Source organism: Rhodanobacter sp. Col0626 (assembly GCF_049994385.1).
Classification (GTDB): Bacteria; Pseudomonadota; Gammaproteobacteria; order Xanthomonadales; family Rhodanobacteraceae; genus Rhodanobacter.
In genome coordinates, this window is record NZ_CP188260.1 from 1,460,576 (window position 1) to 1,483,363 (window position 22,788).

Genomic DNA, 22,788 nt, shown 5'->3' on the forward strand with positions numbered 1-22,788 from the left:
GTTGCGGCTCTCGCACAACCGAGGAGTGAGCGCGACAGCTTTCCGTCAGCCTTTCAGATGTCCCTGTTTGCCGAGATCGCTCGGCTGCTCGTCGAGCATGCCGCGGGCGAAATCAAAGGCGCGCGCGATGAAGTTTCCGGCCGCCTCCCAGTAGTTCGCGTCGCGTACCCGCACGCGCAGCACCATGAGATTGGGATCGTCCTTGCCATCGGGGAAAAAGATCTTCTGCGCGGGCGACCACAGCTCGTTGATGGTGTCCTCGTCGCGATCCATGCGAGCGCGGCCGCGCACCGATACGTAGCGCTGGTCACCGGGGTGAGCATAGGCAAGATTGATCTCGGAGTCGTCGGTCAACTCCTCGACCTTGTGACTCTTGGCAGCGGTGAAGAAAATGATCTCGCCGTTGGCATCGATCTTCAGTGTCTGCAACGGACGGCTGACCAGCGAGCCGTCCGTTGCATGCGTGGTCATCATCGCCACTTCGATGTCGTCGATCATTTCACCCAGCTTGTACAGGTCGCTGTCGCGCGGTGCGTTGTTCTTCATGGCGTCGTCCCGGTGGCTGAAAGCCGTACCTTCGCCCCATGCACCTCAAGGGCGGATGAAATCGGCTCGCGCGTACGGCTTCGCGGTCGTACGCTGGTTCAGCCATCAGTGCCACTGCCATCGGGTTGCCCCATGCAGACAGGGGGCGATCGGGTTGCCTGCATCGTGCAGCTACGTGAAGCCACTGTCGACGACGATCCTCAGTTTTCCGAGACCAGCTTGAGTCCGATAACGCCTGCCAGGATAAGGGCAATGCACAGGATCCTCATGGGCGCGGCGGAGTCGCCCAGTACCACTATTCCCAGAATCGCGGTGCCGGCTGCGCCGATGCCGGTCCAGACGGCGTAACCGGTTCCCATGGGCAGTGTGCGGAGCGAGAAAGAAAGAAGAACGACACTCGCCAACCCGATGACGACCGTAAACAGCGCAGGTATCCATCGGGTGAAACCCTCGGACGACTTCATGGCGAAGGCGAAGGCTATTTCGAGAATACCGGCGATAGTGAGTAATACCCATGCCATATATGACAAGCCCATGCGATGGATCGGAAAACGATGCCACGCACTCGGCGTGGCAATGAACTTCAAGCCTTGGCGGCAGCGGGGGTCGAACGAAAGGCGATCCCGAACCGGTTGAAGGCGTTCATCAAGCCGATGGCATACGTCAGCTCGGCAAGCTCCCTGTCGTTGAACTCGGCGGCAGCGGTTTCATAGTCGGTATCGGGGACTCCTGTTTCGGCGACGCGGGTTACGGTTTCAGCCCAGGCGAGCGCGATGCGTTCGCGGGAATCGAATACGTCACCGGCGTCGTGCCATACCGGTACCAGGACGAGCTTGTCTATCGCCAGGCCGGACTTGAGCAGATCACGAGAATGCATGTCGATGCAGTAGGCGCAGCCATTTATCTGCGAAACCCGCAGGTATACAAGGTCGATCAGTGCTTTTGGCAAGACGCTTTTCTGGAGGCTGGCGTATACCCCTCCGAAAGCCTTGTAGCCCTCGGGCGAGGCCTTGGCGTAGTCGATGCGGTTGCTCATGGCGAATCCTCTTTTGCTGATTGGAGGACTGCATGGTGCTGCATCTTGGCCTACCCATGAAGAGCCATGATTGGTCTTCTTATATAGACCATGATTGTTTTGGTTCCCGTTCCGGGGCTGCGCCAGCACGGCTCAGGCGATATGGGGGAAGCGCGCGTTTCCGTGCCGGGCAGCCGCCCTCGTCATATCAGTTTCAGGATGCGTCTTCCGAGGTTTTCGGCGGTGGCTTGAGAGTCGATGTTCGTGAAATTGAGAAGCACGGCCGAGGCTCCGCTTTTGTCTGCCATCCAGTCCGTCAATGCTTCCCCGTACAGGCCCTCGTCACGCATGCGTGCAACGAGTCGCCGATCCGACCGGCGTCCCTTCAACCGCAGGATCAGGTGCATTCCCCCGGGTTGTGGATCAATGCGCACGTGCTTTCCCAGCACACTTTCCAGGCCCGCGGCGGTGGCTTCCCGACGCGTGGCATACAGCTTTCGCATTCGCTGAATATGCCGCGCGAAGTGGCCTTCCGTAATGAAAGCGGTGACGATGGCTTGCGTAAGCTGGGGGCTGCCGCCGGCAAAGGCCTGGCTGACCTGTTCAAAACGTTCGACCTGCGTTGCCGGTACGACAACGTAAGCAAGCCGAATGCCCGGAAGAAGTACCTTGCTGAAGGTGCCTGCATAGAGCACCCGCCCATCACGATCCAGGCTCTTCAATGCAGGCAGGGGGCGGCTGACATACCGATACTCGCTATCGTAGTCGTCCTCGATGACCCACGCGTTGCTTCGCGCCGCCCAGTCCAGCAGGGCCAGGCGGCGGGGCAGGGACAAAGACACGCACAGCGGACTCTGGTGTCCGGGTGTAATCACCGCAGCGCGCGCTCGCGGCGCCGCCTTCAGTCCTTCGGAAACGATCATGCCTTCGCCATCCACCGATACCGGGACGGCCGTCATGTGCATGAGTTCCAGTAACTCCCGGGTGGGCGGGTAGCCGGGATTCTCCAGCCAGACACGATCGCCTGTCTTCAGCAGTGCATGGGCGATCAATTCCAGCGTGTGGCGATATCCCGATGTCACGAAGATCTGGGATGGCGAGCAGTTGATCCCGCGCGATACCTGGAGATAGGCGGCGATTTCGGCACGCAACCCCTGCAGGCCGTATACCGGCGGGTGAACCATATCCGCCGGTTGCATGGCACGGATGCAGCGTGCGCCCAGGCGTGCCCAGACCTTTCTGGGAAAGGCATCCAGCGCGGGCAAGCCCATCTGGAACGGCAATATCGAATCGGGACGAAAGCTCGGCGGCGCAACGCTGCTGTTGGACCGGGGCACGGTACTGGAAGCCGGCAAGCGCGGCTTGAGGCCCGGCGTCACGACAGTTCCCGCCTGGCCGAGGGCCTGGATGTACCCCTCCGCAGCCAACAGGGAATACGCCGCCTCGATCGTACCTCGGGCCAGGCCAAGCTCCTTGGTTAGCACGCGTGCCGAGGGTATCCGGTCACCCGGCTTCAGCAATCCGCTGGCGATGGCGCTGCGGAAGCGATCGTAGATCTGGCGATAAAAGGGTTCGGCCGCTGCTGGATCCAGTGGCGAAATACGGCTGTTCTTCGCGACGGTCATGGACTAGCCAGTTTTTCGGATTATTGGGAAATGAGTGTACCAGTCGAATCCTAGGTGAAGGCCAGAAGCATTTCTGCCATGAGTAAACATGGACCAGTGAAAAACCATAATCATGGACCTTTGATATGGGGCGTGCGATTTGTAGGATGAGTACCTCTCTCGCGCTTGTGGATGGGTGGATGATGAAAATTCTTCATGTCAGTTGCAGTCCCCGCGGGCAGGCTTCGGAGAGCCGCAGGCTCTCTCAAGAAATTGTCGGATGCTTGCTGGCGGGCGAGCCGACGGCGCAGGTGACGGACAGGGTTGTCGGGCTGGGTGGCATTGCGCCGATCGATGCGGACTATGCGGATTCCCAGCAGTCGTCCGAGGACGTGTCCCGGGAAGGTTCTGCGGCTGTATCCGCGGAACTGATCCAGGAACTGGAGAGTGCGGATGTGCTGGTCATCGGCACGCCAATGCACAACTACACCGTGCCCTCCACGCTGAAGCTCTGGATAGATCACGTTGTCCGCGTCCGTCACACGTTCAATGTGGGCCGGGATGGAAAAGTGGCCATGCTGCGCGACCGTCCGGTCTTCGTCGCCGTTTCCTCCGGCGGAAGATTTTCAGGGGAAGGCGCGCGCCAGCCGGACTTTCTCACGCCGTATCTGAAAACCATCCTGGACATGATCGGACTGCATGATCTGACCTTCTTCTCCGTTCAAGGGACAGCTTTTGGCCCGCAGGCCGTCGCCGAAGCCAGGGCCAGGACGGACCAGGCAATGCAGGAGCATTTTTCTTCGTTTTTCCCGTTGCGCGGCGAGCAGGGTTTTGCGCTGACTTCAAGGGAAGCCGTGTGATGTGGCTATCATCGGATGATGCGTGCGGAGGCCATCAGCCGCCGCGGCTCCACTCGCGCACCGCCTCGGCAAACGCCAGGCAATCCGCAAACCGGTTGTAGAGCGGTGCGGGCGAGATACGAATGACGTCGGGTTCGCGCCAGTCGCCGATGATGCCGTGTTCCATCAGGTAGTCGAACAGGGCACGGCCGCGTTCGCGTCCCTCGATCACGCGGATCGAGAGCTGGGCGCCACGGCGTTCGGGTTCGACGGGCGTCACCACGTGCAGCAGGTCGGCGAGTTGGGTTTGCACCAGCCATTCCAGGTAGCCGGTGAGTTGCAGGGATTTCTCACGCAGTGCGGCGATGCCGGCGCGGCGAAAGATCTGCAGTGACACGCGCAGCGGCGCCAATGCCAGGATCGGCGGGTTGGACAGCTGCCAGCCATCGGCGCCGGAAGTGGGATGGAACTCCGGACCCATCTGGAAGCGGGTCGTCTTGTCGTGGCCCCACCAGCCTGCGAAGCGCGGCAGCACGGCTTGCGCATGACGCTCATGCACGAAGGCGCCGCCGACGGCGCCGGGACCGCCATTGAGGTATTTGTAGCTGCACCAGATCGCGAAATCGGCACCGCTGTCGTGCACTTGCAGCGGCAGGTTGCCGACTGCGTGGGCGAGATCGAAACCGACCGCGCAGCCGTGCCGGTGTCCGAGTTCGGTGATCGCCTTGAGGTCGAACGCCTGGCCGGTACGGTATTGCACGCCGGGCAGCATCACCAGCGCAATGCGCGAGCCATGTTCGGCCAGCACACGCTCGACCGCGGCGAGCGAGACGATACCGTTCGGCTCATCCGCTTTCAGTTCGATCAGGGCGCTGGCCGGGTCGAAGCCATGGAAACGGATCTGCGATTCCACGGCGTAGCGGTCGGTGGGGAATGCACCAGCCTCGATCAGGATGGCCGGACGTTCGGCCGTGGGGCGGTAGAAGCTCACCATCATCAGGTGCAGGTTTACCCCGAGGGTGTTCATCGCGACGACTTCGGACGGCTGCGCGCCGATCACGGCGGCGAGGTCGTCACGCACGAATTCGTGGTAGTCCATCCACGGCAGGCGGCCCTTGAAGTGGCCTTCCACGCCGAGTTGACCCCAGTAATCGAGTTCTGCGTTCACCGCGTCGCGCACCGCGCGCGGTTGCAGGCCGAGCGAGTTGCCGCAGAAGTAGACGCTGTCCGATGCCCGGCCATCGTGACCTTCGTGCGGCGGGATCAGGAATTCGTCGCGGAAGGCGCGCAGCGGATCGGCGGCGTCCTGGGCGCGGGCCCAGTCGAGGGTGGCTTCGAAACTTGCGGACATCGTGGAAATCTCTTCGGTGTCGACTCCTCCCCGCGTTGCAGGAGGGAGCGGTACAGGGACCTACTTCAACTGCGCGGCGATAGCGGCGCAGCCCTTGTCGAATTCGGCCTTCCATGCGGCACCGGCCTGGCTCTCGCCGGGACGTACGCAGCGCAGCTGGATGGCGTGGCCGTTCTTGAACCAGTAGTGCTCGGTGTAATTGAATTCGGTGGCATTTTCCCGTGCGGTGTAGATGTTGCTGTTCGGAACGGGCGGGATGGGAGTGGCCTTGTAGCCGGGCAGCGCCATGGCCTGTGCGGTGGCTTCGCTCATGTACTGCTGGAAGCTGTTGACATCGGGAACCTGCTTCACCGTTACGGTGACGCGGGCGAGATTGGTCTTGCCGGTGGGCGACGGATCGGGCACCTGGAATACCTTGGCTTCGGGATCGCCCTGGGTTTCCATGATGCCGAGCCAGTTGCCCGGCGTGCTGAACGTGACGCTGCCATCGGCCATGCTGACGTCCGCGGCGTGGACGGCGCCAGCCAGCACCAGCGTGGTGAGCAGGGCGATCGCAACCGAAGCGGTAGGGCGCAGGAAGTTCATGCTGATTCCTTGGAGATAGAGTCGGGGGCAAAGCGGTGGCGGGGCAGGCCCAGCCATTCCAGCGCGGTGCCGTGGAACAGCCGCGCACGCTCGACGTCGTCCAGGCCCAGCGCTTCGATGCCGCTGCCGGGTTCCTGCTCCCCCAGCGGGAAAGGATAGTCGGTGCCGAGCATCACCTGCTGGGCGCCCGTCACATCCAGCAGATAACGCAGCGCCTGGTCGTCGTGTACGCAGGAGTCGAAATAGAAGCGCTTGAGGTACTCGCGCGGATTGCGCGGATTGTCGGTGGCGACCAGGTCCGGGCGCATCTTGAAGCCGTGCTCGATGCGACCGATCGTCGAGGGGAAACTGCCGCCGCCGTGTGCCAGCATCACGCGTAGCTTCGGCAGTCGCTCCAGCACGCCACCGAAGGCGAGGCAGCACGCTGCGCGGGTTTGCTCGGCCGGCATGCCGACCAGCCACGGCATCCAGTACTTCGGCATGCTGGCCATGCCCATCATGTCCCACGGGTGCACCAGCACGGCCGCGCCGAGATCGGCAGCAGCCTCGAAAAACGGGAACAGTTCCGGTGCGTCGAGATTCCAGTCGCCGCAGTGCGAGCCGATCTGCACGCCCTGCAGGCCCAGCTCGTCGATGCAGCGTTCCAGTTCGCGGATCGCCAGCTTCGGCGCCTGCAGCGGTACCGTGCCGATGCCCGCGTAGTGGCGCGGATAGTCGCGGCACATGCCGGCCATGTGGTCGTTCAGATGGCGATGCAGCTCCAGCGCCTGGTGACCCGGCGCCCAGTAGGAGAACAGCACCGGTACCGTGGAAATCACTTGTACGTCGACGCCGAAGCGGGCGTAGTCGTCGATCCGCGTTTGCGGGTCGAAGGCCGAATCCCACACCTCGCGGAAAAATTTGCTGTCCTTGTAGATGCGATGGCGTCCGTCGGTATGGGTCATCACCGGAAAGCGATCGTCGCCGTACTTGGCCGCCAGATTTGGCCAGTCACGGGGCAGGATATGCGCGTGGGTATCGATCTTCAGCATCCGTGCAGTGTAAAACCTCCGCGCGGCGGCGTCGCGTTGCGCGTGAAGGGTGGATCTACGCCTGTTGACCGGTGGCAGCGGGTTCCTGCCGGCTGCGATGGGTCACGTAAGCCAGCGTGTCGATGTTGTCGACCAGCCGGTCGCTGACACGCACCAGCAAGTCGGCCGTGGCACGCTCTTCGGTGCCCTGCAACAGACTGGCCAGGGTGCGTTGCATGGCGCGCAGGTCAGGCAGGGAATCCATCGTGCGCTGTTCGCGCAGAGCCGCGGCGATCATCTGCAAGGCATCGGCGGCATGATCGACGAAACGCTCGATGTCGGCTTGCGCAGGCAGGCTGGCGAGATCGTCGAGCAATGCTTCCATGGTCATCGCGGTACGGGCCAGGCGGTTGCCATTGGCGAACAGGGCGCGGGCCAGCGAAAGCAATTCAGGCGGCGTGGCCGGTTCGGTGCGCATGCGGTCGATCGAGGCCTGTGCATTGGTGCGCGCAGTGCGTGCCGCGCCGCGCGCCTCGCGCTGGGCGTTGCGCTGATCCGGTTGCGCCAATGCGCGCAGGTAACTGGCATAGGCATCCAGCATGACCGCCAGTGCAGCGCGTGCGCGCCCGCGTTCCCAAGTTGGCCATACCACATAGGCGAGCAAAGCCATGCCGCAACCGAGCGCGGTGTTGATCACCCGGTCGGACACGGCGGCGCCGGAATTGACGCCCTCGAAGGAAAGCAGGATCACCACGGTACCGGTCAGCGCTGCCACCGCGATGCCGTAGTGCGCGGTGGCCAGATAACGGAACGCCATGCACAGCACGGCCATCAATGCCAGATGCGCCCACGGTTCGTCCGGCGTGACATGCAGCAACACCGTGGTCAACACCAGCCCCAGTACGGTGCCAAGCACGCGCAGCAGGCCAAAGTTGAAGGTGGCGGCGAAATCCGGCCGCAACACGATCGCGGCCGTCATCGGCAACCAATAGCCATGCGGCAGGTGCAGCAGGCGCGAGGTCCACAATGCGACGCTGAGACAGATGGCCATGCGCACGGCGTGGCGGAACGCCACCGATCGTGGCGTGAGGTTGGCGCGCAGGGTCGCCCAGGTGGAGCTGCTGCGCAGCGTGGTGGGCAGCTGGGTTTCCGCTTCGCTGGCGCGCAGTTCGCCGCGGCTGCCGGCCCAGTCTGCGTTGCGCACGGCGGCGGCCAACTGGCCGGCCAGCGCGTGGATGTGTGCGGCCAGGCCATCGGCATTGCCGCCACCGTCGAGCAGCGCATGCTCGCTGGCGCTCAGGGTTGCCAGCGCACGGCTGGCCTGTTTGGGGGAATCGCCCTGCTCCAGGGCGGTGGCGATCGCTGCCAGTACGCGTGCAGCGTCGTCGCGGAACATCGCATGGATGGTGGGGTTGGCATGCAGCTCGGACATCGCGGTGAACTCCAGCCGGATCCGCTCGGCCAGTTCCAGCAACACACCGAACGCCTCCATCGCGCGGCCATGCGCGCGGTGACGACCACGCAGGGTTTCCTGCAAGGTGGTCATCGCTTCGGTCAGTGCCGGCACCTCGGTGTCGTCCCGAGCCTGTTGCCGCGCCAGCACGGCCAGTCCGGCGTACACGTTGGCCAACGCAATGCGTTCCGGCCAGTAACGCTGCAGTGGCCACGCCGCCAGCGAAAACACGGTAAGCAAGAGTCCGCCAGCGAAGATCAGCGCGGCACCGCCAAGGGCATTGCCCAACGAAGTGGGGGTCGAGGCCGTGATCACCAGCAGGATCATGCTGGTCATGCCGACCCGCGCGGTATCGGTGCCAAACACCACCAGCAGACCGCCGAAGAAACCGCAGGCAGCCGTGGCGACCAGGATCGGGAGCAGATGGCCGCCGATCAGGAAACCCACCAGTGCGGCCATGCCTGCCGCCAGCGAGGCCAGCAGCAACTGACGCATGCGCTGGCGATACGGCCCCGGCTGATCGGAGAACATCGTGTCCAGTGCGCCAGCGGCCACGCCAAGGCCGATCTGCGGATAACCCGTCGCCAGCCCGATGCCCAGTGGCAACACCACGGCCGTGGTATTGCGCAGTACCACCTGCCACGGAACATCTGGCCGCTTGATGACGGTCAGGCTCTCGATCGCATGGGCGCGTAGCGAATAGCCGCTGGAGGACATGGATATTTCGTGGAAGTGACGTCGGAGCGGTGATTCTGCACTAGCGAGCGCAGGGCGTGGCGAGAAGCCGATCAGATACCTGTGTCGGCATCCTTCGGCATACCGTCTTCGTCGAAGGCTCCGAGTCGTGCGGTGACGCGTGCGTCGGTACGGTAACGCCTGCGCAGCGCCTGCAGATCCTGATGCAGCGCGTTGCAGCGCAGCTTGTCCATCCTGCGATTGACCTCGGCATCGCGCGCCGATCCATCGCCGTTGAACTCACCAGCGAAATGCATGCAACTTGCGCTGCGCTCGACGAACTTCGCCACCGGCGCGGGCCAGTCTGCCTTGACGATGCCGGCGGGCAACGCCGAGGCAGCTTGGGTGGAAAGTGCGAGCAGCAACAGGCAGGGCGAGGCACACATTCTGCCTCGCCGGCGCATGTTTTTCTGTGCCTGGTGATTCACGCGCGGCCGGCGAATTCACCGGTGAGCGTGTTCACCCATACCTTTTCGTCATTGCTGATGTACTCGGGCACCTGCACTTCGATGCCGGTGTTGAGCTTGGCCGGCTTGTTGCGCTTGGTGGCGCTGGAGCCTTTCATTTCCGGTGCGGTGTCGACCACGGTCAGGATAACGCTGCTGGGCACCTGCAAGCCCACCGGCGCATCGTCGATCACCTGCACGTAGTAGCCCTCGATGCCTTCCACGATATAGCCGGCGTTGTCGCCGACCAGCTCAGGCGACAGCAGGTACTGGGTGTAATCCTCGGCATCCATGAAGACGAACGCGTCGCCATCCATGTACGAGAAATTGGCGGCCCGACGGACCAGATCCATTTCCCTCAGGTCGTCGTCGGCACGCAGGCTGAGATCGAACTTGCGTCCGCCGGGGATCGAATACAGGGTGAAGCGGAAGGTGACGTTGCCGCCGCGCGCACTCGGCGAGCTGCGCTCGATGTCGCGCACTTGGTAGACGGTGCCATCGTGTTCGACCACGTTGCCTTTCTTGACGTCGGAAGCTTTCATTTTGTCGGGATTCGAGAGTAAGGATTAGGGATCTGGGATTGGGGACGTCAGGAGCGCAGGGCGCGGGATGTGCTCTTGTGAATCCCGAACCCCGTCTCCCGAGTCCCTGCTATTTGGGCTGCAACCGCACTGCGCCGTCGAGCCTGATCGTTTCGCCGTTGATGTAGCGGTTGCCCAGGATGAAGGCGACCGTGCTGGCGTATTCGTTAGGCTGGCCGAGCCGCGACGGGAACGGGATCGAAGCGGACAGCGACTGCTGCACGGCTTCGGGCATGCCGTCGACCATCGGGGTCCAGAAGATGCCGGGCGCGATGGTTGCCACGCGGATGCCGAAGCGGGCGAGTTCGCGTGCCATCGGCAGGGTCATGCCGACCACGCCGCCCTTGGACGCGGAGTACGCGGCCTGGCCGATCTGGCCTTCGTAGGCGGCGACCGAGGCGGTATTGATGATCACGCCGCGCTCGCCGTCCTCGCCGGCCTCGTTGTTCTGCATCAGCGCGGCGGCCGCCTTGGCCACGTTGAAACTGCCGACCAGGTTCACCATCACGGTGCCTGCGAAGTTTGCCAGCGGCATCGGACCCTCCTTGCCCAGCACGCGACCGGCGCCAAGGATGCCTGCGCAGTTGATCAGCACATTGAGGCCGCCCATCGCGTCGCTTGCGGCAGTCACGTTCACGCTCACGCCATCTTCGGACGTGACGTCGGTACGAAAGAAGCGGGCGGGCTCGCCCAGCGCCTGTGCGGCGGCCTGGCCCTTGTCTTCGTTGACGTCGAACAACGCCACTTTGCCGCCGTTGGCGACAAAGTGCTGCGCCACCGCGTAGCCGAGACCGGAGGCGCCGCCGGTGATGATTGCCCTGACCTGATTGAGCTGCATGGAAAGTCCGGATGCTGGAAACCCGACATATTAACCGAGCCGGAAGCCGCCGTGATTTCATGCTGCACGGCGGCTGAAGCCGAGAATGCCGGGAACCCTGCCGCCGGTGGTCGGCGTTCAGGAATACATTGCCACGCTGTCATTGTGGCGGCCAGGTACGGCCGGGCCACTTCGCGATTCCCCATCTGAGGCATCGGATCATGAAAAGATTTTTGGTCATCCTTGCAGGCGGCATGTTGCTGGCCACGACCGCGGCGATGGCGGGCCCCCAGTCGTGGCGCCACGATCAAGACCACCACGACGACCACGGTCGTCACGATCAGGGTCATCATGACGACCACGGTCGCCATGACAATCACGACCGGCATGGCTACGACCATGGCCATGGTTATTACGTGGTGCACGATCGTGGCCGCCACGAGGGCTGGTATCGCCGGGGCGGCTATGTGCCGATGGAGTACCGCGACAGCCGCTATGTGGTCGGCGACTGGCGCGCGCGTCGCCTGCGCGAGCCACCACGCGGCTACCACTGGATACGCAGCGACGATGGCCAGTTCCTGCTGGTGGCGATCGCCAGCGGTGTGATTGCCGACATTCTGCTGTCGAACTGATACATGATGGGCGACGTGAAATCGTCCTCACCGAAATATTCACATGAAACGTTGCGGCAACGCGTTGATATGACCGTTACGGCGCAGGCAGGTCAGCGTATGGGGCTTGGCCGTCGGTTTGTTTCCCCCACTACAGAGGCAATGAAATCATGAAGAGGCAATGGGTTGCATGGGCGCTGAGCAGTGCGTTGCTGATGTCTTCCACGGCCGCGGTGGTGGCACAGCCAGCGCCGCAAAATCGTCACGATCAGGATCGCCACGATCAAGATCACCACAACAACAACCACCACGATCAGCATCAGCATGGCATGTACGAGCGTGGCCACAGCGAAGGCTGGTATCGCAAGGGTGGCCACGTTCCGCAGGAATACCGCGGCGGTACCTACGTGGTGAGCGACTGGCATGCACGTCACCTGCACCAGCCGCCGCGCGGTTACCATTACGTGCGCAGCGACAATGGCGATATCCTGCTGGTGGCGATCACCACCGGGATCATCGCGAGCATCCTCGCGCAGCATTGAGGGTCGATCGCAGCCCCGCTTCGGCGGAAGACTGACAGGCCCGCCGCATGGCGGGCCTGTTATTTTTCACGGGTCAATTCGTACTTGCAGGACCTTCCGCCAGCAGCCGTCGCAATGCGGATGTTCCTGCCATCATCGGGTAGGGCACGACCGGGCACGGCGGTGAAACTGCCGGCAGCAGCAACTTCTGCCATACCCCCACGTCCCACCATTGACCCAGCTTGTAGCCGCTCTGACGCCAGACGCCGGCCGGAGTGAAGCCCATCTTTTCGTGCATCGCCACGCTGACCGTGCCAGGCAGGGTGATCACACCCACAGCCTGGGTGATGCCTTGCAACTTCATCGCATCCAGCAACACGCCGTAGAGCCTTCGCGCGATGCCGCGGCGGTATGCGCCGGCGTGCACGTAGATCGATGTTTCAGCAATCCAGTCGTAGGCGGCGCGTTCGCGGAAACGCCCGGCATAGGCGTAAGCCAGCACGTCGCCAGACTCTTCCCATACCAGCCAGGGATAGTGCTGCAGGCGCACGCGGATGCGTTCGCGCATCACGTCCACGCCAGGAAGCTCGGTTTCGAAGGTGGCCACGCCTTCGGTGATGGAAGGTGCGTAGATCGCGTGGATGGCAGCGGCGTCTTCGTCGCGGGCGGTGCGGATCATCGAACGGTTGTCCTCAACATTTCTGGTACTTCCAGTTGCGCTGCTTGCCTTCGGCCAGCCATTCCAGCGTGGTGACGATACGCTTCTGGCGGGTGGCATCGGTTTTCGCCTCGGCGAGCCAGTCGACGTATTCGCGTTGCGCGCCGGGGCTGAAGCCGGCGTAGGTCTTGCCCGCCGCGGCGTGTTTCTTCTGTGCGAGCAGGGCGGCGAGATCGTCCGGCAGAGTCGGCATTGGCTTCGTGGCGCCTTTCGATCGGGCCAGTTTCACGCCGGCCTCGTTGAGCGCCATGGCTTTCTCGACCAGGGCTGTGAGTTCCTTTCTTGATGGAAGGTCCTTCACCGAGATGAGCTTGCCAAACTGGCCCATGCCGTCGTCTTCGGCGTTGTTGCCGACCACCTCCTTGTACAGCCAGAAGCGGAAACTGCAGTGCTGCTTGAACGCGGCCATCGCGCACAGCGGCGCACCGCGGTAGTCGAAGAACGGCATGCTCCACTTGATGGTTTCCTCGACCTCGGGGCAGGCTGCGTGCACGGTTGCACGCAGGTGCTGCAGGATCGGCCGGGCGAACTCGGCGGATTTCGCGATATAGGCATCGACGCGGGGATCGTCATTCGCTATGGCGTCGGCTCATAAATCGCGGATGAAGAAACGATCGCAGCTGAAATGCCCGGTGCCACCCATCGGCGCGCACAGTGCGGTGAAGCCGCTGCGCTGATACAGCGCCTGCGCCGCGTTCATGCCGGTCAGGGTCTCCAGGTAGCAGCGTTTGAAGCCGTGCGCGCGGGCTGCGTCGAGACAGCGTTGCATCATCGCCGTACCTGCACCGATACCGCGTGCCGTGGGCAGGAAGTACATCTTGCGCAATTCGCACACGTCCGGTTCGGCATTCTGCAGCGGCGCGACGCCTCCGCCACCGATCACCACGCCATCGCGCTCGATCACGAAGTAGCTGCAACGCGGCTGCGCGTAGGCTTCGTACATCACGTCCACCTCGGCGTCATGGATCGCGAAGCCGGGGCCGTCGGCACCGAATTCGGGCATCACGGCACGGATGATGGTGGCGACGGCTGCATTGTCGCGCGGCGTCATTGGACGAATCAGGAAGTTCTCGCTCATGGGATGTGGTCGGGTGTGCGATAGGGAAGGCCCGCCTTCATCACGAAGACCGGATGCTGCAGGGCAGTGATTTGCGTACTCGGGTCGCCCGCGAACGCGGCGAGATCGGCGGCCAGGCCCGGCGCGATGCGACCGAAGTGCTGCGACTGGCGCAGGATCTTTGCCGCCACGTCGGTGGCTGCGTGCAGCGCCTGCACCGGGGTCATGCCATCAGCCACCATCGCGGCCGGCTCACGCCAGTTGTCGCCGTGACGGAACACCCCAACGTCGCTGCCGTTGCCGATCGTTACGCTCAGCTTCAATGCGGTGCGAAACGCGTGCCTCGCTTCACGCATGCGCTCGGTCGGTTCGCTCTGCCCAGGCACGTAGTGTTCGAAATATTCGGCCGTGGCCTCGACCGCGGTGAGCGTGGGCTCATAGGCGGTGCCATGCTGCTTGAGCAGCTTGAAAGTGGCCTCGCTGGCACCGTAACCGTGTTCGACGCTGTCCACGCCGGCTTCCACCGCCATGCGCACACCGGCGTCGCTGGCCGCATGCACCGCGACCGGGCGGCCGATCTGGTGCGCGGTGTCGACCAGCGCTTTCAGTTCGGCTGGCGTGAAGGTGGGTGCGGTGGTGCCATCGGGGCCGACGCGGTAGTCGCCATAGATCTTGATCCAGTCGGCACCGCGTGCCGCCTGCTCGCGCACGGCGGCCATCGCGGCGTCGACGCCGCTGACTTCCTGTGCCCCACCGGGCAACGCGATGTCCGGACGAAAACCGCGCGGGCCGGGGCCGTAGCTGGCGGTGGCGACGATCGCACGGGTGGCCACGAACAGCCGTGGGCCGGGAATCAGGCCTTCCTCGATCGCCCGCTTCACCGAGACGTCGGCATAGCCGGCGCCTTCGGTGCCGAGGTCGCGCAGGGTGGTGAAACCGGCGAGCAGGGTGGCTTTCGCGTGCACGGCCGCTTCCAGCGTGCGGTAGTCCTGCGGCTCGGTCAGCACCTGGTCGTTCCACAGCGTCTCGTTGTACGGATGCAGGAACAGGTGCGAATGCAGGTCGGTCAGGCCTGGAGTGAGCGTGGCGCCGGGCATGTCGATGCGCCGTGCGTCGGTAGGCGCGTGGATGGAGGCGACCGGGCCGACCGCAGCGATCATGCCGTCGTGGACCAACACGGCCCAGCCCACGTGCGCGGCATCGCCATCGGCCGTCCATACGCGCTCGGGCAGCAGCAGCCAGTCGCCTTTCGGCGTGGCGGCGCTCGCGGACAGGCTGCAAAACAGGATCAGCAGCGCCGCCGCCGTCTGCCATCGGATCACCAGGCTCATGCGCATCGCCTCATTCCTTCGACCGAAAACCGATCATAGCGATCGGGGTCGGATTTTCGCGAGTGACTCAGGTCTCGGCGGTGCGTGCGCGGGTGACCCGGCTGGCGGTTTCCTTGTGCAGCTGCGCGGCCAGCCAGGCGCCGGTGGCGACCAACAGGTCGAGGTCGATGCCGGTTTCCATGCCCATGCCGTGCAACATGTAGACCACGTCCTCGCTGGCCACGTTACCGGTGGCGCCCTTCGCGTACGGGCAGCCGCCGGTACCGGAGACTGCACTGTCGATCACGCGCACGCCTTCTTCCAGACACGTCAGAATGTTCGCCAGGGCCTGGCCGTAGGTGTCGTGAAAATGCACGGCCAGCGCCGCCATCGGCACCTCCTGCGCCACCGCGTGCAGCATCGCGCGCGCCTTCGCCGGGGTGCCGACGCCGATGGTGTCGCCCAACGAGATTTCGTGGCAGCCCAGTTCGTACATGCGCCGCGCCACGCGCACCACGTCGCCGACCGGCACCTCACCCTGGTAAGGGCAACCGAGCACGGTGGAGACATAGCCGCGCACCTGCACCCCATCGGCCTGCGCCTGCTCCATCACCGGGATGAAGCGCTCGATCGACTCGTCGATCGATGCGTTGATGTTCTTGCGGTTGAACGCTTCGGATGCGGCGGTGAACACGGCGATCTCGGTGGCGCCGACGTCGCGCGCCCGCTGATACCCCTGCAGGTTCGGCACCAGTACCGGGTAACCCACCCCGGGCACTTTGCGAATGCCGCGGAACACTTCGGCTGCGTCGGCCAGTTGCGGCACCCACTTCGGGCTGACAAAGCTGGTCGCCTCGATGGTCTTGAGGCCGGTGGAAGAAAGCCGGTCGATCAGCGCGATCTTCACCTCGGCCGGCAGCAGTGTCTTCTCGTTCTGCAGGCCGTCGCGGGCGCCGACTTCGACGATACGGACGTGGTTGTGGGTGGTCATGGATGGCTCCGAAGTGGTTTTCCTTCTCCCCTTGGGAGAAGGTGCCCGAAGGGCGGATGAGGGTGCTGCGGAGCGAAATTCTCGTCCCGGTCGTACCCTTATCCCAGCCCCTCTCTCAATGGGAGAGGGGCTTCAAAGCTCAATCGGCGAAGCGCACCAGCACCGCGTCGGCCTCGACAAATTTGCCTTGGGTGGCATTCACGCTTTCGATGGTGCCGGCGCGTGGTGCCTTCAAGGCCAGTTCCATCTTCATCGCCTCCATCACCAGCAGTTCCTGGCCCTGTTCGACCACGTCGCCGGCTTTCGCCTTGACCAGCACGATGCGGCCAGGCATCGGCGCGATCACCTGGTTGCCGCCGGCAGCATCTTTCGATTCCCACGCAAACGCCGCGGCGCGGCTGAAGCTGTAGCGCTGGCCATGGGTGTCGTGCAGCAGCACGTGTACGGTGTCGGCGCGCAGTGGAACGCGGCGTGATTCGCCGTCGAAGCGGGCGCTGAGGCAATCCTCCAGCAGGCGTGCACCGTGTACTTCGCAGGTGGCTTCGCCATGGCGCAGCTGGTAGTCGCCGGCATGGCCATGCGCTTCGATGTCGTAGCGTTGCTCGCGTGTGGTCAGCGCCACGATGCGTTTGCCGGCGTGACCAATGCGCCAGGCGTCGGCGCGCGCCCACGGCGAGTGTGGGTCGGTTGCGCTGCCGCTGACACTGGCCTCGTCGTGGAGCAAGGCGGCGGTGGCGGCAGCGAACAGCACGCTGTCGGTCGGCACCATGTCGCCGACCAGGAACTCGTCGAGGTGACGATCCAGGTAACCGGTATCGATGCGGCCCTCGACCACGGCCGGGTGCCGTGCCAGTCGTTCAAGGAAGCCGATGTTGGACTTCGGCCCGATGATTTCGCTGGCCGCCAGCGCATCACGCAGTCGCTGCAGGGCTTGCGCGCGGTTCTCATCGAACACGATCAGCTTGGCGATCATCGGGTCGTAGAAGATGGTCACGGAGTCGCCCTCGATGACACCGCCGTCGAGACGAACGTGTGGCGAGGGCGCAGGCAGGCGCAACGTCTGCAATTTGCCCGAGCCGGGCAGGAAGTTCTGGTCAGGATCTTCCGCGTACAGGCGCACCTCGATCGCGTGACCGTGTGCGCGCACATCGCCTTGCTGCAACGGCAGCGGTTGGCCCGCGGCGACACGCAACTGCCACTCGACCAGGTCAAGTCCCAGTGTCATTTCGGTAACGGGATGCTCGACCTGCAAGCGTGTGTTCATCTCCATGAAAAAGAACTCGCCGCTCTGGGCAACGATGAATTCCACCGTGCCGGCGCCGATGTAGTCGACCGCTTTTGTCGCGGCGACCGCCGCTTCACCCATCGCCTTGCGACGCGCGGCGTCGAGGAACGGCGAGGGCGTTTCCTCCAGCACTTTCTGGTAGCGACGCTGGGCCGAACATTCGCGCTCGTTGAGGTGGATGACGTTGCCGTGCGTGTCGCCAAAAACCTGGAACTCGATATGCCGCGGATGCTCGACGTAGCGCTCCAGGATGACCCGCGTGTCGCCGAAAGAACTGGCCGACTCGCGCTGCGCCGAGGCCAGCGCATCGGCGAATTCAGCGGCGCTGCGCACGATGCGCATACCCTTGCCACCGCCGCCGGCCGCGGCCTTGATCATCAGCGGGAAACCGGTCTTGCCGGCCTGCTCGGCGAGATGGTCGGCATCCTGGTTTTCACCGTGGTAGCCGGGCACCAGTGGTACCGCGTGATGCTCCATCAGCGCCTTGGCGGCGGCTTTGGAACCCATCGCGTCGATGCTCTCGGGCCTGGGGCCGATGAAGGCGATGCCGGCGTCGATGCAGGCGCGGGCGAAGCCGGTGTTCTCGGAGAGAAAACCGTAACCGGGATGGATCGCTTGCGCGCCGGTCTGTTTCGCCACATCGAGGATCACGTCGCCGCGCAGGTACGAATCGGCTGGACGCGGGCCACCGATCGGCCACGCCTCGTCGGCCAGCCGCACGTGCTGGGCGTCCTTGTCCGCCTCCGAATACACCGCGATGGTGTGGATGCCGAGGCGACGGCAGGTGCGGATCACCCGGCAGGCGATTTCGCCGCGGTTGGCTATCAGTACGCGTTCGAACATGCAGGATCCTTGAAGCCGTTCGTGTTGATGCAAAGCGGGTAAAACTAACAGATTGCGGTCGCCGTCGATGCGTGGGCAGCACGCCAGCGCTATTCGCCGTCCCAGTAATCGAGCGAGTGCTGCTGTCGTCCAAGTACCCGGAATTTTCGCGGCAAGCCTTCCGCATCGCGCAGGCTATCGTCGAATACGAGGTATTTACCCGAGTCCGGGTATTCGCAAATATCGGGAACTTCATTGGTGCCCACGGCGAGGTAGCGCAGTTCGACGCTGCCGGTGTTGATGATCTGGTGCGCGGTTTCCGGGCCGCCGGGCGGGCAGGCGACGATGTCGCCGGCGCGCAGCGGATGACGCAAGTCGCCATAGCGCAGCTCGCCGTTGCCTTCGAGCACGAAGAACATCTCTTCCGCCACGCGATGATTGTGGAACGGGCAATTGCGCTTGCCCGGTGCGACCACGGTGAGGTTGTAACCGAGCTTGCGCGCGCCGATGCGACTGGCGATTTCGCCCCAGCGGATGTCGTAATCCTCGGGTGGCGTGCCCTTGGGTTCAACGTCGGGGTCGAGACCCTGAAGCTGTACGTCGGCGAGATTGATGATGTTTGCGCTCACAGTTTGATTTGTTCCTGATGGAAAGGTCAGTCAGCACCGACCCATGCCGGCGCCCGTTTGTCGAGGAAGGCGCCGAGGCCGTGCTGGCCTTCCACCGACACGCGCAGGCGCGCGATCAATTCGGCGTTGGCAGTGTCGATGCGTTCGGCCTGCATCGGGTCGACACCGCCGACGCGCAGCGCCAACTGCTTTGCCTCTCGCTGGGCCAGTGGACCGGCCTTGCCAAGCAGGTACAGCTGGCGCTCGATGGCTTCATCGAGTTCGTTGCCGGATACGCTGGCATGCAGCAGGCCGATTCGTGTTGCGATGGCGGCGTCGAACACTTCGCCGGTAACGAATAGCCGGCGTGCCTCGCGCAGGCCGATCGCGGCGATCACGTAGGGCGAGATCACCGCCGGCACCAGGCCGAGTTTTACCTCGGACAGCGCAAATTTGGCCGTGTCGACACCGATCGCGATGTCGCAACAGGCCACCAGGCCGACGCCGCCGCCATAGGCGGCGCCGTTGACCCGCGCGACGGTCGGCTTGGACAGGAACTGCAGGTTGCGCATCAGCCGCGCGAGGCGCAGCGAATCCTCGCGGTTCTCCTGTTCGCTGGCGCCAGCCATGCCACGCATCCAGTTGAGGTCGGCGCCGGCGGAGAAGCAGCTGCCGTTGCCGGTAAGCACCACGGCTCGCACGGCAGGGTCGGCGTCGGCGGCAGCCAGCGCTTCGGTCAGCGCGGCGATCAGCGTGTCGTCGAACGCGTTGTGGATCTGCGGGCGGTTCAGGGTGAGCCAGGCGACCGCGCCACGGCGTTCGCTGAGGATGGAATCGGTCATCGGGTCGTTCCCGCAAATACCGTCATGATAAACGTTGTCGCGGGATGACTCGACGTCATGCAGGTAGGCCGACAAAGGAGCTATAATGCGAATTATTCTTATTTGAGATCCAGGCCCGTGCGTTTGTCCGATTTGCCCAAGGGTGCCCCTGCCGTGGTCGACCGCGTGCACGACGCGCATGCGGTCGATCCGATCGCGCAGCGCCTGCGCGACCTCGGCTTCGTCGATGGCGAGCCGGTGCGGGTGGTGGCGGTGGGGCCGATGGGCGGTGATCCGGTGCTGATCCAGATCGGCTTTACCCGCTTTGCGCTGCGCCGCGCCGAGGCGGCGCGGATCAGCGTGCGCACCGAGGTGGCCGCATGAGCGCCTCGACCCTGCGCATCGCCCTGGTCGGCAATCCGAATTGCGGCAAGACGGCGCTCTTCAACCAGCTCACCGGGGGCCGCCAGAAGGTGGCCAACTACGCCGGCGTCACGGTGGAACGCAAGGAGGGCCGATTCACCGCACCGTCCGGTCGGGTGCTGCAGATCCTCGATCTGCCCGGTGCTTACAGTTTCGACGCGAACAGCCCGGACGAACGGATCACCCGGGACGTCTGCGCCGGCAACTATCCCGGCGAAGCCGTGCCGGATCTGATCGTCTGTGTCGCCGATGCGACCAACCTGCGCCTGCACCTGCGTTTCGTGCTGGAAGTGAAACGCCTTGGCCGGCCGGTGGTGCTGGCGCTGAACATGATGGATACCGCGCGCCAGCGCGGCATCGTGATCGACGTACCGGAACTGCAACGGCGGCTCGGCCTGCCGGTGGTGGAAACCATCGCGGTGAAGCGTGGCGGTGCGCGTGCGCTGATCGAGCGGGTCGACGGCGAGGTGCCCACCGCGGCACCTGCGCAGCCGGACGATGCCGCCAGCCGCGCCGACCTGCATGCACAGGTGCGCGAGTTGCTGACCGCAACGGTGACGATGCCGCGCACTACCGCCGTGATCGACGACACGCTGGACCGCTGGGCCTTGCACCCGGTGTTCGGCCTGCTGATCCTAGCGGTGGTGATGTTCCTGGTATTCCAGGCGGTGTACTCGATCGGCAAGCCGATGACCGATGCGATCGGTGACGGTTTCGGCTGGATGGGCGAACACGTCGCCGCATGGATGCCGGCCGGGCCGTTGCAGAGCCTAGTTACCGACGGCCTGTTCGGCGGACTCGGCACGGTGCTTGGCTTCCTGCCGGAAATCCTGGTGCTGTTCCTTTTCATCATCGTGCTGGAAGAATCCGGTTACCTGCCGCGCGCTGCGTTCCTGCTGGACCGCCTGATGCTGTCGGTGGGACTGACCGGCCGTTCGTTCATTCCGCTGCTGTCGAGTTTCGCCTGTGCGATCCCCGGCATCATGGGCACGCGCAGCATCACCGATTCGCGCGATCGGCTCACTACCATCCTGATTGCACCGCTGATGACCTGCTCGGCGCGGCTGCCGGTTTACGCGTTGTTGATCGGTGCCTTCATCCCGATCCGCTATGTGTTCGGGGTGTTCAATCTGCAGGGCGTCGTGCTGTTTGCGTTGTATCTGGCCGGCATCCTTGGCGCGATGCTGGTGGGCTGGGTGATGAAACACATCCGCCGCGACAAGAGCGAGCACGCGCTGCTGATGGAGCTGCCGTCGTATCGCATGCCCAAGCTGCGCGACGTGGCGATCGGGCTGTACGAGCGCGGCGGGATCTTCATCAAGCGGCTGACCGGCGTGATCCTGGGGCTGACCGTGCTGATGTGGTTCCTGTCCACCTTCCCGGGGGCGCCTGCGGGCGCGACCCAGCCGGCGATCGACTACAGCTTCGCCGGCTACATCGGGCGCGGCCTGCAGTACATCTTTGCGCCGATCGGCTTCAACTGGCAGATCAGCCTGGCACTGATCCCGGCGTTCGCGGCCCGCGAAACGGCAGTAGCGGCGCTGGCTACCGTGTACCTGGTCGGTGGCGAGGCGGGCGGTGGGCTGGGCCACGCGCTGGCCGGCCAGATCCCGCTGGCCAGCGCGCTGTCGCTGCTGGTGTGGTTTGCGTATGCGCCGCAGTGCATGTCCACCCTGGCGATCATCAAGCGCGAGACCGACTCCTGGCGCAATGTGGCCATCTCGTTCGGCTACATGTTCGTGATGGCCTACGCCGCGTCGTTCATCGTCTACCAGGTAACGAGGATGCTGGCATGAGTACCGGACTGCTGGTGCAGTACGTGATCATCGGACTGGCCGTGCTGCTCAGTGCGCTGATCGTGTTGCGCAAGCTGGCGCACAAACTCACCAATCGCTGGATGGCTGCCGCGTCGATCCGTTTCAACCAGCCCGGACGCAGCGCATGGGTACGAGCGCTGGGACATCGTCTGCAGCCGAAGGAAGCGACCGGCGATTGCAGCGATGGCTGCAGCACGTGTGGTGCTTGTGGCCCGAAGCCGCCAGCCGCGGCACGGCCGGGCGAGCCGATGCCGCTGGAATTCCGCCCGCGTCTAGTGAGGCCTAAACGCTCAATGTAGGAGCGACTTCAGTCGCGATGCTCTTGCTCTGAACCTTTCTAGAGATAAAGAGCATCGCGACTGAAGTCGCTCCCACACATGCGCGGAAAGCACGAAAAAGCCGGCTTGCGCCGGCTTTTTCGTGCAACGCGAATCGCGCCCCGGCTTACGCCAGTTCGCGGATCTTCGCGTTGAGGCGGCTCTTGTGGCGAGCGGCCTTGTTCTTGTGGATCAGGCCGCGGGCGGCGTAGCGATCCATCACCGGCTGGGCGACGGTGAATGCGGCAATGGCGCCCGCCTTGTCCTTGGCCTCGATGGCCTTGACGACCTTCCTCAGGGCGGTGCGGACCATGGAACGTGCGCTGATGTTGCGCAGGCGGCGCTGTTCGGACTGGCGCGCGCGCTTCTTCGCGGACTTGATGTTGGCCAAGGTAGAACTCCGGAATGCAGTGTTGGGGTTGGAAAAAGACGCCAATTATGCGGTCGATTTACCGATGCGTCAATCATTTAGGCATTCCCGGACGGCTCGCACGGCGGCACTGGC

The 22,788-nt window shown here is 64.1% G+C and carries 26 protein-coding genes; 6 read left to right on the top strand and 20 right to left on the bottom strand.

The genetic code is table 11. The annotated features are described in order from the left end of the window. Positions 1–45: 45 nt before the first annotated feature. The 4 genes from ACPPVV_RS06015 to ACPPVV_RS06030 all read right to left on the bottom strand — a co-directional run bounded on the left by ACPPVV_RS06015 (position 46) and on the right by ACPPVV_RS06030 (position 3,186). On the bottom strand, positions 46–546 hold the full coding sequence (locus ACPPVV_RS06015; RefSeq protein WP_426702557.1) for a pyridoxamine 5'-phosphate oxidase family protein: 501 nt from the start codon (positions 544–546) through the stop codon (positions 46–48). Positions 547–746: 200 nt separating this feature from the next. Then, complete coding sequence (locus ACPPVV_RS06020) at positions 747–1,067, bottom strand: DMT family transporter (protein WP_426703180.1); 321 nt, start codon at positions 1,065–1,067, stop codon at positions 747–749. 62 nt (positions 1,068–1,129) lie between these two features. After that, positions 1,130–1,582, bottom strand: coding sequence for a carboxymuconolactone decarboxylase family protein (locus ACPPVV_RS06025; protein WP_426702558.1), 453 nt, complete (start codon positions 1,580–1,582; stop codon positions 1,130–1,132). 182 nt (positions 1,583–1,764) lie between these two features. Next, positions 1,765–3,186 carry a PLP-dependent aminotransferase family protein gene (locus ACPPVV_RS06030; RefSeq protein ID WP_426702559.1) on the bottom strand — a complete coding sequence of 474 codons (1,422 nt, stop codon included), beginning with the start codon at positions 3,184–3,186 and terminating at the stop codon, positions 1,765–1,767. A gap of 179 nt (positions 3,187–3,365) precedes the next feature. On the opposite strand from ACPPVV_RS06030, the gene ACPPVV_RS06035 reads away from it, so the two are divergent. Further along, the gene (locus ACPPVV_RS06035; RefSeq protein ID WP_426702560.1) at positions 3,366–4,025 is read left to right on the top strand and encodes an FMN-dependent NADH-azoreductase; all 660 of its coding nucleotides are present in this window, start codon (positions 3,366–3,368) and stop codon (positions 4,023–4,025) included. Between the two features lie 34 nt (positions 4,026–4,059). Here the strand turns inward: ACPPVV_RS06035 and kynU are convergent, their stop codons facing one another. The 7 genes from kynU to ACPPVV_RS06070 form a co-directional block, all read right to left on the bottom strand. Then, complete coding sequence (gene kynU / locus ACPPVV_RS06040) at positions 4,060–5,355, bottom strand: kynureninase (protein WP_426702561.1); 1,296 nt, start codon at positions 5,353–5,355, stop codon at positions 4,060–4,062. Between the two features lie 60 nt (positions 5,356–5,415). Further along, entirely contained in the window at positions 5,416–5,940 is a 525-nt protein-coding gene (locus ACPPVV_RS06045) for a hypothetical protein (protein WP_426702562.1), read from the bottom strand. After that, positions 5,937–6,971 carry an amidohydrolase family protein gene (locus tag ACPPVV_RS06050; protein WP_426702563.1) on the bottom strand — a complete coding sequence of 345 codons (1,035 nt, stop codon included), beginning with the start codon at positions 6,969–6,971 and terminating at the stop codon, positions 5,937–5,939. The genes ACPPVV_RS06045 and ACPPVV_RS06050 overlap by 4 nt, the downstream gene beginning before the upstream one ends. Before the next feature lie 55 nt (positions 6,972–7,026). Then, on the bottom strand, positions 7,027–9,120 hold the full coding sequence (locus ACPPVV_RS06055) for an FUSC family protein (RefSeq protein WP_426702564.1): 2,094 nt from the start codon (positions 9,118–9,120) through the stop codon (positions 7,027–7,029). 71 nt (positions 9,121–9,191) lie between these two features. Further along, positions 9,192–9,524: a hypothetical protein gene (locus tag ACPPVV_RS06060; protein WP_426702565.1), complete on the bottom strand. Its 333-nt coding sequence runs from the start codon at positions 9,522–9,524 to the stop codon at positions 9,192–9,194. Positions 9,525–9,562: 38 nt separating this feature from the next. Continuing rightward, positions 9,563–10,126 carry an elongation factor P-like protein EfpL gene (gene efpL / locus ACPPVV_RS06065; RefSeq protein ID WP_426702566.1) on the bottom strand — a complete coding sequence of 188 codons (564 nt, stop codon included), beginning with the start codon at positions 10,124–10,126 and terminating at the stop codon, positions 9,563–9,565. Between the two features lie 109 nt (positions 10,127–10,235). Next, positions 10,236–11,003, bottom strand: coding sequence for an SDR family NAD(P)-dependent oxidoreductase (locus ACPPVV_RS06070; protein ID WP_426702567.1), 768 nt, complete (start codon positions 11,001–11,003; stop codon positions 10,236–10,238). Positions 11,004–11,203: 200 nt separating this feature from the next. Here ACPPVV_RS06070 and ACPPVV_RS06075 point away from each other — a divergent pair, with 200 nt between their 5' ends. Then, positions 11,204–11,614, top strand: a complete 411-nt coding sequence (locus tag ACPPVV_RS06075; RefSeq protein ID WP_426702568.1) for an RcnB family protein — start codon at positions 11,204–11,206, stop codon at positions 11,612–11,614. A gap of 149 nt (positions 11,615–11,763) precedes the next feature. Continuing rightward, positions 11,764–12,135 (top strand): RcnB family protein, encoded by a 372-nt coding sequence (locus ACPPVV_RS06080; protein ID WP_426702569.1) that lies wholly within the window; start codon positions 11,764–11,766, stop codon positions 12,133–12,135. 73 nt (positions 12,136–12,208) lie between these two features. Here the strand turns inward: ACPPVV_RS06080 and ACPPVV_RS06085 are convergent, their stop codons facing one another. The 8 genes from ACPPVV_RS06085 to ACPPVV_RS06120 all read right to left on the bottom strand — a co-directional run bounded on the left by ACPPVV_RS06085 (position 12,209) and on the right by ACPPVV_RS06120 (position 19,747). Next, positions 12,209–12,793: an N-acetyltransferase family protein gene (locus ACPPVV_RS06085; protein WP_426702570.1), complete on the bottom strand. Its 585-nt coding sequence runs from the start codon at positions 12,791–12,793 to the stop codon at positions 12,209–12,211. Positions 12,794–12,806: 13 nt separating this feature from the next. Continuing rightward, positions 12,807–13,412 (bottom strand): YdeI/OmpD-associated family protein, encoded by a 606-nt coding sequence (locus ACPPVV_RS06090; protein WP_426703181.1) that lies wholly within the window; start codon positions 13,410–13,412, stop codon positions 12,807–12,809. A gap of 9 nt (positions 13,413–13,421) precedes the next feature. After that, positions 13,422–13,910 carry a GNAT family N-acetyltransferase gene (locus ACPPVV_RS06095; protein WP_426702571.1) on the bottom strand — a complete coding sequence of 163 codons (489 nt, stop codon included), beginning with the start codon at positions 13,908–13,910 and terminating at the stop codon, positions 13,422–13,424. Continuing rightward, entirely contained in the window at positions 13,907–15,226 is a 1,320-nt protein-coding gene (locus ACPPVV_RS06100) for an amidohydrolase family protein (RefSeq protein WP_426702572.1), read from the bottom strand. Before ACPPVV_RS06100 ends, ACPPVV_RS06095 begins: the two co-directional genes overlap by 4 nt. A 61-nt stretch (positions 15,227–15,287) precedes the next feature. Continuing rightward, positions 15,288–16,190, bottom strand: a complete 903-nt coding sequence (locus ACPPVV_RS06105) for a hydroxymethylglutaryl-CoA lyase (RefSeq protein WP_426702573.1) — start codon at positions 16,188–16,190, stop codon at positions 15,288–15,290. A gap of 139 nt (positions 16,191–16,329) precedes the next feature. Then, entirely contained in the window at positions 16,330–18,318 is a 1,989-nt protein-coding gene (locus tag ACPPVV_RS06110) for a biotin carboxylase N-terminal domain-containing protein (protein ID WP_426702574.1), read from the bottom strand. Between the two features lie 89 nt (positions 18,319–18,407). After that, entirely contained in the window at positions 18,408–18,926 is a 519-nt protein-coding gene (locus ACPPVV_RS06115; RefSeq protein WP_426702575.1) for a cupin domain-containing protein, read from the bottom strand. A gap of 26 nt (positions 18,927–18,952) precedes the next feature. Continuing rightward, positions 18,953–19,747: an enoyl-CoA hydratase-related protein gene (locus ACPPVV_RS06120; protein WP_426702576.1), complete on the bottom strand. Its 795-nt coding sequence runs from the start codon at positions 19,745–19,747 to the stop codon at positions 18,953–18,955. Positions 19,748–19,864: 117 nt separating this feature from the next. Between ACPPVV_RS06120 and ACPPVV_RS06125 the strand changes: the two genes are divergently transcribed. The 3 genes from ACPPVV_RS06125 to ACPPVV_RS06135 are packed head-to-tail and all read left to right on the top strand — an operon-like array spanning position 19,865 to position 22,265. Then, the gene (locus ACPPVV_RS06125) at positions 19,865–20,110 is read left to right on the top strand and encodes a FeoA family protein (RefSeq protein ID WP_426702577.1); all 246 of its coding nucleotides are present in this window, start codon (positions 19,865–19,867) and stop codon (positions 20,108–20,110) included. Further along, positions 20,107–21,945, top strand: a complete 1,839-nt coding sequence (gene feoB / locus ACPPVV_RS06130; protein ID WP_426702578.1) for a ferrous iron transporter B — start codon at positions 20,107–20,109, stop codon at positions 21,943–21,945. The genes ACPPVV_RS06125 and feoB overlap by 4 nt, the downstream gene beginning before the upstream one ends. Next, positions 21,942–22,265 (top strand): DUF6587 family protein, encoded by a 324-nt coding sequence (locus ACPPVV_RS06135; RefSeq protein ID WP_426702579.1) that lies wholly within the window; start codon positions 21,942–21,944, stop codon positions 22,263–22,265. Before feoB ends, ACPPVV_RS06135 begins: the two co-directional genes overlap by 4 nt. Before the next feature lie 145 nt (positions 22,266–22,410). On the opposite strand, the gene rpsT is transcribed toward ACPPVV_RS06135, so the two are convergent. Next, positions 22,411–22,674, bottom strand: coding sequence for a 30S ribosomal protein S20 (rpsT, locus tag ACPPVV_RS06140; protein ID WP_426702580.1), 264 nt, complete (start codon positions 22,672–22,674; stop codon positions 22,411–22,413). Positions 22,675–22,788 lie beyond the last annotated feature (114 nt).